This is a genomic window from Buttiauxella gaviniae ATCC 51604, from assembly GCF_001654835.1.
Lineage (GTDB): Bacteria > Pseudomonadota > Gammaproteobacteria > Enterobacterales > Enterobacteriaceae > Buttiauxella > Buttiauxella gaviniae.
Map to the genome: position 1 here is coordinate 1 of NZ_LXEP01000054.1, position 11,467 is coordinate 11,467.

At 47.0% G+C, this 11,467-nt stretch carries 10 protein-coding genes and 2 pseudogenes; 3 read left to right on the forward strand and 9 right to left on the reverse strand.

Annotated features, from left to right (window positions below):
• Nucleotides 1-580: 580 nt before the first annotated feature.
• A pseudogene (locus M977_RS25060) lies at nt 581-1,277 on the reverse strand (IS1 family transposase).
• A 292-nt stretch (nt 1,278-1,569) separates the two neighbouring features.
• Between M977_RS25060 and M977_RS26180 the strand changes: the two are divergent.
• Both M977_RS26180 and M977_RS23100 read left to right on the forward strand, forming a co-directional pair.
• Nucleotides 1,570-1,722, forward strand: coding sequence for a transcription termination/antitermination NusG family protein (locus tag M977_RS26180; RefSeq protein WP_083963002.1), 153 nt, complete (start codon nt 1,570-1,572; stop codon nt 1,720-1,722).
• Nucleotides 1,723-1,774: 52 nt separating this feature from the next.
• Nucleotides 1,775-3,286, forward strand: coding sequence for a phospholipase effector Tle1 domain-containing protein (locus M977_RS23100; RefSeq protein ID WP_064519295.1), 1,512 nt, complete (start codon nt 1,775-1,777; stop codon nt 3,284-3,286).
• 197 nt (nt 3,287-3,483) lie between these two features.
• Here the strand turns inward: M977_RS23100 and M977_RS23105 are convergent, their stop codons facing one another.
• The 8 genes from M977_RS23105 to yhfZ form a co-directional block, all read right to left on the reverse strand.
• On the reverse strand, nt 3,484-4,584 hold the full coding sequence (locus M977_RS23105; protein WP_064519325.1) for a PLP-dependent aminotransferase family protein: 1,101 nt from the start codon (nt 4,582-4,584) through the stop codon (nt 3,484-3,486).
• 56 nt (nt 4,585-4,640) lie between these two features.
• Nucleotides 4,641-5,945 carry a YhfT family protein gene (locus tag M977_RS23110; protein ID WP_064519298.1) on the reverse strand — a complete coding sequence of 435 codons (1,305 nt, stop codon included), beginning with the start codon at nt 5,943-5,945 and terminating at the stop codon, nt 4,641-4,643.
• Between the two features lie 11 nt (nt 5,946-5,956).
• The gene (locus tag M977_RS23115; RefSeq protein WP_064519301.1) at nt 5,957-6,310 is read right to left on the reverse strand and encodes a DUF2620 domain-containing protein; all 354 of its coding nucleotides are present in this window, start codon (nt 6,308-6,310) and stop codon (nt 5,957-5,959) included.
• A 9-nt stretch (nt 6,311-6,319) separates the two neighbouring features.
• Nucleotides 6,320-7,210 carry a phosphotriesterase-related protein gene (locus M977_RS23120; protein ID WP_064519309.1) on the reverse strand — a complete coding sequence of 297 codons (891 nt, stop codon included), beginning with the start codon at nt 7,208-7,210 and terminating at the stop codon, nt 6,320-6,322.
• Nucleotides 7,203-8,438: a phosphopentomutase gene (locus tag M977_RS23125; RefSeq protein WP_064519311.1), complete on the reverse strand. Its 1,236-nt coding sequence runs from the start codon at nt 8,436-8,438 to the stop codon at nt 7,203-7,205. Before M977_RS23125 ends, M977_RS23120 begins: the two co-directional genes overlap by 8 nt.
• A complete protein-coding gene (locus tag M977_RS23130; RefSeq protein WP_064519313.1) occupies nt 8,431-9,606 on the reverse strand; it encodes a YhfX family PLP-dependent enzyme in 1,176 nt (391 codons plus the stop codon). The genes M977_RS23125 and M977_RS23130 overlap by 8 nt, the downstream gene beginning before the upstream one ends.
• A 91-nt stretch (nt 9,607-9,697) precedes the next feature.
• Entirely contained in the window at nt 9,698-10,054 is a 357-nt protein-coding gene (locus tag M977_RS23135) for a hypothetical protein (RefSeq protein ID WP_064519316.1), read from the reverse strand.
• A 24-nt stretch (nt 10,055-10,078) separates the two neighbouring features.
• Nucleotides 10,079-10,981 carry a GntR family transcriptional regulator YhfZ gene (gene yhfZ / locus M977_RS23140; RefSeq protein WP_064519318.1) on the reverse strand — a complete coding sequence of 301 codons (903 nt, stop codon included), beginning with the start codon at nt 10,979-10,981 and terminating at the stop codon, nt 10,079-10,081.
• Nucleotides 10,982-11,354: 373 nt separating this feature from the next.
• Here yhfZ and M977_RS25390 point away from each other — a divergent pair.
• Nucleotides 11,355-11,467: pseudogene (locus tag M977_RS25390) on the forward strand (IS110 family transposase); the annotation flags it as partial.

An 11,467-nucleotide genomic window follows, 5' to 3' on the forward strand; every position in this document is an offset into this window, starting at 1 on the left:
GGCGACCAAACTGAGGTTGCCCTTCAGGTGTTGTCTCAAGGTCGCCTGCAAACTGGTGCGCCAGGTTAACCTTGTCAACCACCACCTGATGAAAGGCACCAATGACCTGTAAACAGAAAAACCCACTGCCCATAAGAAATCACCGATAACAAATTAAATATGTTTAAAAAAAGAAAATAAAAACACTAATTTATGATAAGGTTTTGTGAAAAATATCATGGAGGTAGTGTGCTGTCAAAGCGCACTAAAGCATTTTAAAAAGGTAATATTACTCATTTAAATATGTATTTGTGTCAATTTTATGAGTGCAGTGTTAATTCATTTATGTTTGAGTTTTGTGGTAAGTGAAAATAAAAATGATGCGAAGGGTGAGTGTTTTTAACCAATAATCTACAAACTGTTTTATCCATTCTTTATTAATGCATATATATAGAAAGACCATAGAATAAATGTAATTATTTGAATAAAATAAAAAATACAACATCTGATGTGAAATCTATGAGTTCTACCTTACATACAGCACACACTGAATAGATATCAATATGTTCATGTGGGTCACGTATTCAATATGTAGATCCGGTTATTGTATGTAATGCTCACGCTCGATGAATGTACCGATTACCTTATCGTGCATTTCTGCTGATTTTGAGTACCCGAGAGTCTTGCGATTGAGTCGTTTTAACCGGTTACGAAGATTCAGGTTTTCTCGCTCAATGCGTTGCGTGTAAGGCTTGCCTGTGATGTGATTTTTACCCGGCAACAGTTCATAAGTGCTGAAGATATATGTACACCAGAAGGCAACATTGAAGCCCGACAGTAACCCCAGTAATTTACGCAGCATCTTTTTATTCCGGCCCCCGAAAGCATGGGCAATAATGCGTTTGAGACGAGGCTCCCATGCATACCACAGCCAGCGATGTTGCTTCTTATTGCCAACAAATGACCACATTTCATCAACTTCGCAGATAAGCTGAATCTGGAGATTATCCAGTGGGAGTGTGGTTACACATCGCGGCGAGAGTTTTTTAAGGTGCGAACAACGGCATTGATACTGATATGTAGCGCTCGAGCGGTGTCACGAATGTCCGCATTGTTCATTGCAAGATCGACAATCTGTTCTTTCATTCCGGGCTGACAGGCACGATAGGCATAGTCGAGCTGGAAAGTACGGCGGCATAACTGGCAGCGATAGCGTTGATGCCCGGTTTTTCCCTGACCATGTTTTTTAACGGATTCGGTCTGCTCACAAAAGGGCATTTTACGTCAACTTTAGCCATCAGATGCACTCTGCAAAAAGAGTGATTTTATAACATGATCAACGCGTTGAATACTTGACCTGCGATGGGTGCTCACACTTCTGCGGCTGCTACCCATGTTATATCTGGCAAGGGGGTTGCTTAAATTTAAGGCGAATCATGAGATTTAAATGAGGACGTTACTATAATTTGAGCGACCTTGGTTTTTTTTGATAAACCTCATAATAACATCTAAGACATAGGGAAATACCACATCATTTTTAATGAAAATTAATTTTCATATCTACAGTGGCATAGAGTAAAAGGAATTCTTATGAAAAAATCATGGTATCTTATCTGTCATCATTATGGAAAAGAAAAATATGTCGCGCAAAAATTAAATAAAAGTGGCATAAAATATTACTTCCCAGATGCATGTTATTTTGTACCCAAAAAAAATCAAAAGAGGAAGAAAAAAAACAACTAACCTTTTCCCACCAGAAAATTATCCCTTGGTGGCATCAGGAGAATTATCGTTTATGTCTGAACCAGTGAAGCGCATTACAAAGGAAATAACGTTGACCATTGGTATATTCTTTGATGGAACGAGTAACAATGCAGTAAATACGAAAACGATGCTAAAATCTTTTACTGATAGTAAGTATAATCACAACGCCCCTGATTATGCTTCTATTCTTGAAAAATACGCCCGGGATAAATTGGGTATATCTGGAAGTAGTGCAAGTAGTTATACCGGGTATTACACCAACATATATTGGCTAAGTACACTATACAGCCAAAAAGTCTCTGCTGAGGATTATGATGTCCAGAGTGGTATTTATATTGAGGGTATAGGAACTCAAACCGGGAAGCCAGATAACATATTGGGGCAAATGTTTGGTATATCCCATACAGGGATTATAGCTAAAACAGAGAAAGCAATTTCATTACTGACTGACGCTATTCGATATGCTTTGAATACAATGACGAAAAAAAGATCCTGCACCACAATAATTGTTAAATGCCTGCAGTTCGATATTTTCGGTTTCAGTCGCGGCGCCGCTGCAGCCCGTCATCTCGCAAACCGCATACAACTAGAAGATCCGGATATTATAAGTGCCATTCGACAGGGTGTAATGGGTATAATCTTCAACGGTGCACGGTCCGGCAAGATACGTTTCATCGGTATCTTTGATACTGTCACGGCGATCGGTACCCCCCTTAATGGGTTTAACCTGCACAGTGCGGATACCGGAGATGTGATGCTCGGACTCCGGACTGGCGTGGCGCAACAGGTTTTCCATATCATAGCAGCTCAGGAGTACCGCTTTAATTTCGCTCTGAATAGTGTGAAATCGGCCTGGCCGGAATTGACTTTGCCCGGGGCACATTCGGACATCGGTGGTGGCTACCTGCCCGTCACGATTGAAAATCTTTTTCTGACCCGGCCGTTAACCGAGACGGTTCCCTACGAGCAGCCAGGTGAGATGACACGAGTATACCGTCAAGCAATGGCTCAGTTACAGATTATGAAAGAATCCCCCAGCTTGGCACTGATGCTACGGACAAACAACATTTCAGCAGAAACCTGGTCTGATAGCAGGCTTTTTGCCGATAAATACGGTCAGATGCAAAAGCGAATCTATGCTGCCCTGACGATGCGACAGCGGACAATTAGCAACCACTGGTCACGCGTGATTTTAAGGGTGATGATTGATGCTGCGCAGGAAGCTGGCGTAGTTTTTAATCAAATTATCAGTACGGATAACGAGTTGCAACTTACAGACGAGCTTTACCCACTGTGCGATAAAGCTATTGCCATGGGCAGGGCGGTCCGCAGAGGACTGACACCACAACCATGGTGCCAGCATGAACTCAATCTGATTGTAGCTAAATATGTTCACTGCTCGGCTAACTGGAATACTATAACGCTTAATTCGAACACTACCTTTCACGGAGGTGCATCCCCCATTAAATCGATCAGCTTCATCAACCGCCCTGACGAACAGTGGATCCGCTCCGTCTATAACATGGAAGGAAAGAAAGTCTAAAACACAAAGGTCTACCAGAAAATATAATCAGATTTAGCAGTAATACTTCCAACTTATTGAATTGGTAGCCGGTTCACACACCTGAACTGCGGGATAGAATGCTGGCGGTTGGTTTACAAATATGACGATGTTTATTTGCAGTTATTGTGACCCCGGCGGTATGGTCTGAGATCGGGGCACAAATCCCGCATCATTTTTTACGAGATATATGGCAATGCAGTTATACAACTTTCTCGCAGTATTTTTACTACCGTCTCCGCTCCACTCCGGTTTGGATTGATTCGAACCATGCGTTGCTCGAGCGTCGGGTCTGACAGAAGGAACGTGCCAGACAGGCGATAAAACAGGGGTGGTATTTCATATTTTGATTCTGCGCCTACGGGATAGGGTAAAGCCCCTAATGTCTGTGCAATTTTCACCACTTGTTCGGCGATCGGCTGATGAAACTCAACCAGCACTACTTTCGACTGCGCGTTAGCTACAAATGCCTGTTTTACCTGTGGAATTACGCCATTGTTGAGTACATTCACCAGACTGTGACTCACCTGCGCCTGGACCGCATGCATGACTGGTGCGAACACCATTCCGCGTAATGCTTCCATCGCCTGAAATCCCTGCACCTGACTGCCACCTGAATACATGCTTTTTCGTACCGCATTTACTGCCTTTTCTTCACCCGTAACCACACCAATTCCCGGTGGCCCAAAGAGTTTAAAGCACGAGAATGTTGAAAGTGAGGAGCCACATTCACAACCAATCTTTTCGACTTTCATCACCGCGTAGTTGTCATCAGTCAGCGACGGTAAACCATGCTGATTAAAACAACCAATCACCTCGCCCAACACATATGAATCATCCATTTTCTGCCGGGAATGCTGAATGAGTGCAGCATTCGGTTGGTACAACTCAATTGCCCTTTTTACTTTCTCAAGTTGATTAAAATCGGCACGAATTAGCGTTAACCCCATCTGTTCAGCGATGACGGCCGTGGTGGGGTAAAGAGGGGCATCGTGGATTAGCAAACTTTCCCCCGCATTCAGGAGTGCCGCTAAACCACTACGAATTGCACCAGTTCCAGCACCTTGCACCAGAGCAGCAGCTGGCGCGCCAAAAAAATCCGCCAGCACCGACTCAATACGGCGGGTCATCTGTGGCTGATTCAGACCAGATACTAGCCCAAAATCGCCTGCATTGAGAAACTCGCTTCCGGGAAAATGCTGGCAAATAATATCTACCAGTTGAAATTGCTTACTCTGCGCCTGCTCCATCGTCAGGCTTTGTAACGGCCAGGTTTGCACTTTATTCACTCCGTGAAGCCTGCAGTAAATGAATACAGCAGGCATTAGGGAAAGGATCAGGCCGGAATAAACAGGCCACAGTAGTAGAGGACATTGAGTACAATGCCGGTGATCAGCACCGCGACGACAGGAGATGCCATTTTCTGAACCGGGCGCCCCAGCGATTCGTTGAGGAAGTAAATCGCCGCCGCAATGGTAAAGCCGGTATAGCCCGCCATTTTGATAGCCGCAAAGATAGAGCCAACCAGCAATGCCATTTCCATCAGCATATTCATCGCATTGCGGATGTTATCCGATGCGTTACGCACTGACGGGTAGCGGCCCAACCATTTGCCAATGGAGCGCAGCAGCAGAATTTCGACGGAAATCACCACGGCGCCAACCACAAACGCGATAAGCGGATTTGAGATTAAATAACCGACGGCAAATACAAAGGTGAAGCCCGCCACTGCATAAACACCGGTGGCCAGTGCAGTGGTGGCAATCATCGGAACAAACCCTAGTCCACGCATAAATTCAGCCAGTGCAGCCTGATTAATCAGCGTTTGCGACTGAGCGGGGTCGAGTCCTGCTGTGTAAGCTTTCTCAAGCGTAAAGATAGATACTTCGGAACCGGCGAAAATCTTCATGCTGGCTACCGCTGCAATTAACCCACCCACAATGGCGATGTATGGGAGGTTTTTGATAATGCGCGATGTTCGTTCTTCAAAGACGGATACCCCTCCATCGTCATGTTCTCGCTCACCGCGAGAACGATGATCTTTAGTAATCGCAATCCCCAACAGCATGATCATGCCGACAAAGATCTCAATAGACTCAGGGTTTAGATGCGGGAAGAAACGCACAATGAGAACACGTGTCATCAGTACTACCACAGCGGCAAAAATACTGTTCTTCCAGCCGAACTGGTAGAAAATCGCGACCAACGGGAACAACGCAAATGCGGAAACCACTGGCGAACTTAACTCACCCAATGAACCCAGCACATCTACCGGAAGTGCCGTCAGAAGATGGTTGACCGGGATCAGACAGGTCAGGATGAGTATTCCCCATACCGCGCCTAGCCCAAATGCCAGCCATCCATTAATGGCCAGTACACCGAGAATATCAGTAGGTAAAAACAGCAACCAGCTGTTGAGCAGCCCTGTTTTCAACGTAAAGGAAATACCTACCGATGCCACAAAACCAATACTCAGGCCAAAGGCGATACTTCCTGCCTCACGGCGGTTCATATTGCCTTCAATAAGTTGCGGCAGGATCGGGCGAATACCATCGTGGAATACTGCTGCTGACTTGTGTGCCAGCAGCGCCGTCATGCCCGTAAGGCAAGCCACCACGGCTAGTTGAATGTAGAAATCCATAGCGCTTGCCTTTATTTTAAGTGAGCGATAAGCATCGGGATGGCATGTTCGATATGCTCAACCGACAGGCCAAAAGCAACTTTTCCCTCCGCTATCATTTTGGCAATCTGCTCCTCCTTTGCCTTGATGCCTGGCTTCGCAATGGTGCAGCTTTTGTTGTAACCAATCACTGCGATGGCAATTGAGAGTGCCGCCCCGGCACCGGTATTACAGGCACCGATGTAGTAATCAAGCTGCCCGGATTTCACCTTCATGGCGGCTTCCATATCGTTGTAAATAAAAACTTCAAAGCAGTCAGGTGCAGACGTTTCGATGGTTTTTTTAATGAGTTCGCGCTGTAAGCCAGCAACACCGATCTTTTTCATGGGAAATCCTTATTTAAAGAATGCAGAGGGGTTGTCACGTAACATCAAATCAACGTCGGCCTGAGAGAAGCCTGCCTCGAGCAATAAAGGCACAAACGTTGTCAGCAAATAATCAAAACCAAGACCACCGTTGGCCTTCAAATGCGAGCGGCGAGTAATATCCATGGAGAGCATGACGTGGTCGAGCAGCCCGCGGCTGGCAATTTCTTGCAACATCGCCACGCGTTTCTTATCCGGGTAATAGTTGTTTTTTCCGATGGTATCGAACTGCACATACGCGCCCTGCTCAATCATGCGCAGAATATTGTCGAGGTTATCTTTCAGGTCGCAGTGGCCTACAACAACGCGGGATAAATCCACACCGTGGCTTTTCAGCAGCGTCAGTTGTTCCAGCCCCATGGTGCTAAAAGAGGTGTGGGTTGAAATCGGACGCCCCGTTTCACGGTGCGCTAAAGCGGCAGCAGCAAAAATTTTGGCTTCGTCAGGGGTTATCACATCCACGCTTGAACCAATTTCAGCAATGATCCCAGCTTTTAATTCAGTGCCATCAATACCTTGTTCGATTTCATCAATCATCTCCTGCGCCAGCGTTTCGACAGAAGTCGTAGCAACATGCGCCGGGAAAAAATCATGCTGGTAATAACCGGTACACGCCACTACGTTCATTCCGCTATCACGCATGATATCCAACATAAACTGAGGGTTACGCCCCATGTAGCGGTTAGTCATTTCGATAATGTTACGCACGCCAAGTGCATACAGCGTTTTCATTTCCGCACAAATCAGGTCGTACTGATCCAGGCGGCAATCAATGTTGTTTTTAAATGACGACAAATCGATATGCAGATGCTCGTGTGCATAGGTGTAGCCCGTCGCATTAATTCGCAGCTGTTCAGCCATGGTTGCCTCCGGTGTCTGCGGTATGCAGGAGTGACAAAAATGAAGTGCCGTTTTGTGGCGCATTTGCGTTAAAGAAATCGCAAACTGTTGCCCCCACGTCCGACAGTGTTTTTCTGCGGCCAAGAGATGCACCGATTATTTCAGGCTGCCATACGAGTAGCGGAACGTTTTCACGTGTGTGTTTGCTGTGGCCGATTGTCGGGTCGTTGCCATGATCGGCCATGACCACAAGGCAATCACCGTGTTGCATAACGTTCATCAGGCGACCAAGATTTGTATCCACCACTTGCAAACGTTCGGCGTAACGCGCCACATCCTGGGCGTGCCCGGCGAGATCGGTTTCCTGAATGTTGGTGCAAATAAAAACATCACCTGGTTTTTGAACTTCATCGAGCGTGATATCCATGATTTGCTGAGTATCAACGAGGTTCTGATAGCTCACACCATGCGGGTTAATGGCGATGTCGGCCACTTTGCCCACCAGGACAGTTTTGATATTTGCCTCATGCAATTTTTGTGGCACCTGCACACTGGCATTCACACCAAAGCCCATATGAACAACCTGAAAACCCTGCTGATAAACCCCAGAGCGTGGAGCGTTAATACCAATATATTTTCCCTGCTTTTCTTCGGCGGCATTCTGAAGCTGCGAGCTACTTTCCAGCATGCCACCGAAAGCGATGACCCGCCCGACCTGTACGCAGCGGCGAACTATTTCACCAATACTGCGAACTTCATCGAAAGAAATCGCATTCAAATTGGCGCTGATGTTAAACACCTGGCCGAGATCCGCCTCCAGATTGTCGCCTATCGCTACCGCATGATTGACCCACAAATATTGCAGCTCATCGCCCACACGCTCGACCTGCCAGCAATCGGCAATCAGCGCGCGTTCTACTTCATCAATAACTTCGGAGAAAGGCATGCGCAGCGGGGCTTGTGGCCGAGTGCCAAGAATCTCCTGGTGCCCCATAAAGGTATCGCCACCTTCATGTTGCAGCTCTGCAGTACCGTAAACTGCATTCTCAGATGAGTGCATTGTGCCAACGGTAAAACCCAGCGCATTGATCAGGCCAAGCGTTTCCAGCACCGGCAAACGTAATTGCGGGAAATGCTGCAAAATATGCCCACAGGTATTCGCGCCGATATCCTCAGGTCGTACCTGCTTCACATCGTCCATTGCACCTACGCCAAAACTGTCTATCACCACCACCACAAACTTACTCACGTGAACCTCCGAAAATGGGGTTACCAAGACTGTCATACAGCGCTTCAAGCACCGGTTGGCCACGGCTGATACCGGACACCAGTGCCACATCGCTACGAGTGACAAAAACCTGGGTACGAAAACACATCACCACTGGCGTGCTGACGGGGAATTCACCCGCCAGCCCGATGTGGTAATCAATGCTGCTGTCGTCCATGGGTAGCAATGTTGCTGAAGTCGCTTCAGCTTCAGTGACAGGAAAAACCAACGCGTTTTGCGCATGACCACGGCGATAATACCCACCGCCAAAACAGTAACTGTTGCCCTGAAACTGGTGCGAAACTTCAGTGAGATAGAGCATCGCTATGTGCTCAGGTTGAGTGCCATGCTGGTTAGCAGGAATCGTTCCGGTTAACGCATGACCGGGTTCGGCATGCGTCACGCCATATTCAGCAAGTAACGATAATGTGCTGCAACTTGAAGCCGATGGCGCATTAAGCTGCGTGACTTCTATTCCCTGGGCACGAAGCTGATCACGAGCTTGTAATAACGTGTGCAGATTTAGCGTTGGTAGCGTTTGCTGCAAATCCTCATTCCAAAGTAAGCAAGGGAAATGGGTCAGACCTGCGATTTTCACGCCGGGCATGTTCTGTAAATGCGCAATAACGTCATCTAACGTTGAAAGCGGGAAGCCGGCTTCCTGGCCTGGGTAGAGGTGATCTTTTTCGGCAAAGATTTTGAGCATAATGGGCTGGATGCGCCTGGCGCTTTGTGCAGCAACAGAGATTTCCTCTGCTTTTTCCAGCGAGAAAACTGTGATCATCTCTGTTGAAGCAGCAACGCTTTCCATTACCTGGTTTTTTGGCACCTGAACTAAATGCCCAATATGTGAAACCGGTACTTCGGCATTACGCAGTGTGCGTGCTTCCTTAAAATCCACCGCAACGGTGCCGTGGAAACCCAACTCTATCAATCTCTTCGCAAGCCAGGGATTGCGCCCCAGTTGCTTAGTCATCAGATACAGCGTGATGCCATAGCGATCTGCCGTTTCAAGCAGGCGACGCCCGTTATCCAAAACCGTATCAATATCAATGACACAGGTATCTGGCAGAATGTCACCCTGTTTCCATAACTTCAGTGCGGCGTCAATCAGTGCCGGATTTTGTACCTTGAGTGCTTCAATGAACATGCCCTTGCCTCTCGACTCCATACTGCAAATAACTTTAAATAATCATTTTTTTGAATATTTAAATTACAGCAGTGTACTGACAAAAAAGTGCTTAGCCTTTGCTGACCATCCACAGGCTAAAAAGATTAGCCAGCAAATAACCTTCTTCATTGGGATGAAGCTTCACATCAAAGGGTGCCAGCATCGCCTGATGTATCGGCAGCAGCTCGGCATAAGCCTGAGAGGTGATGATTTCCGTTACTAACTCTTCATCAAGTGGGCCGATTTCCTCACCACGGCGACTGCGCATCAGCGCGTTTGCCATATGAGTGATCGCCATCTCCCCCTGCTCATTGCGCACGGGAATTGCCCACACAGTTTCCAGCTTCTCAACGACACCTAACATGCCGTCGCAAATATCACGGTCGATAACTCCCGCATCACACAGCAGATTTAGCCGCTCTTCCATCTTGATTTACCCTTTGATGCATGCCTAATAGCTTGGTTCCTGTTCACCCAGCAGTACACGTTGTTGATGGGCGAGCAGTTCGTCTTTATTCACTACAGTGTGCAGTAATTGTTGAATTGGCACATCATCGGCGCGAGTCAGTACCACGGCTTCAGAAGCCTGTATGAAACGTGGATCTCCTTTAAGGGCCTGAGCCTCCAGCCCGAGTAATTCCAGATCCGCCTCGCTGCCTACGTTCCAGATCACCGCATCAATATCACCTTTTGCAATACGATTAAGACACTCGTGGTAAGGCACATCGAGGATCTCAACCGGCTGACCAGAAAAATAAATGTTCGTCATAATGCGTTGGTCAGCCGACCGTGGATCCAACCCTACCCGCTTAATTTGCTGCTCCCCGGTGCGGCAAATCAATTTGTGCTCGCCAACGTAAGTGTGTGGCCCAAGCTCCAGCGCCATGAATATGTCGCTGTTATCAAGATAGCTCTGCGCGGCAAGCCTTGAGACAACCGCGAGGTCATACACACCATTCAACAAGCATTCCACGCGAACATCGGAACCCCGCATGTGGGCGTAGTAAAACGGAATACCATCGAATTGTGCTTTCAACCCGCTAGCTAAGCCTTCATACAGTCTGGTGTAGGGCAACGGCATCGCGCACACTACATTACCAATATCTGCAAAAGCCAATAAGGTTTTGTTATCCATATTGACCAGAAAGCTGCCGTTACGCCCGCTCCGTTTAACGCTGATAGCACCCGAATTCTCCAGTGTTTTCAATGCCGCCTGGATAAGCCCCACTGAGAGATGACATTCCGTCGCCAATTCATCAATGGTTTTCAGTCGATTACCAGTTTTCTCGCCCAACAGATAACGCGCCACACTGGCATGGGCTACACCTACTTTTTTGATAAAGCTACGGCTCATGGATGTTCTTGTAATTAGGGATATCACTTATCTTCATATTTATGAAGATAAGTGTAAAGAAATGAATCTTAAAAAGAGAATATCATCACAAAAAACTTATCAGCTATCAGGCACGGGTCAGATCGAGAGCATGAAAAACCGTGGGGCAATCGTAATCTATGCTGCCATCGCTGATACCTTTCCGTCACTTTGTTCGTCCATCGAGAACCCCGGAGACCAGCAGCCGAATTTATCCAGCAGCTCGTTATTCAGGACTGCTGTTCGGGTCTGTAACAAATAATGCGCTAAACGAATGGAAGGGACTTCCCCTGGATATGCGCCTGATTAGCTCTTGTGCAATCATGGGGTAAACATAGCCCTGGAGGGATTCGTTATGACTATCACTACTGTCGGTATCGATCTTGCTAAAAATGTGTTCGCTGTTCACTGCGTTGATCAAAATGGAAAAACTGTTCTGGTTAAACCTAAAGTATCGCGTGCTGCACT

Bases quoted from the DNA above. Each gene is read 5' to 3' on its own strand.
- M977_RS26180 (WP_083963002.1), top strand. From the start codon at position 1,570: ATGAAAAAATCATGGTATCTTATCTGTCATCATTATGGAAAAGAAAAA.
- M977_RS23100 (WP_064519295.1), top strand. From the start codon at position 1,775: ATGTCTGAACCAGTGAAGCGCATTACAAAGGAAATAACGTTGACCATT.
- M977_RS23110 (WP_064519298.1), bottom strand. From the start codon at position 5,945: ATGGATTTCTACATTCAACTAGCCGTGGTGGCTTGCCTTACGGGCATG.
- M977_RS23115 (WP_064519301.1), bottom strand. From the start codon at position 6,310: ATGAAAAAGATCGGTGTTGCTGGCTTACAGCGCGAACTCATTAAAAAA.
- M977_RS23120 (WP_064519309.1), bottom strand. From the start codon at position 7,210: ATGGCTGAACAGCTGCGAATTAATGCGACGGGCTACACCTATGCACAC.
- M977_RS23130 (WP_064519313.1), bottom strand. From the start codon at position 9,606: ATGTTCATTGAAGCACTCAAGGTACAAAATCCGGCACTGATTGACGCC.
- M977_RS23135 (WP_064519316.1), bottom strand. From the start codon at position 10,054: ATGGAAGAGCGGCTAAATCTGCTGTGTGATGCGGGAGTTATCGACCGT.
- yhfZ (WP_064519318.1), bottom strand. From the start codon at position 10,981: ATGAGCCGTAGCTTTATCAAAAAAGTAGGTGTAGCCCATGCCAGTGTG.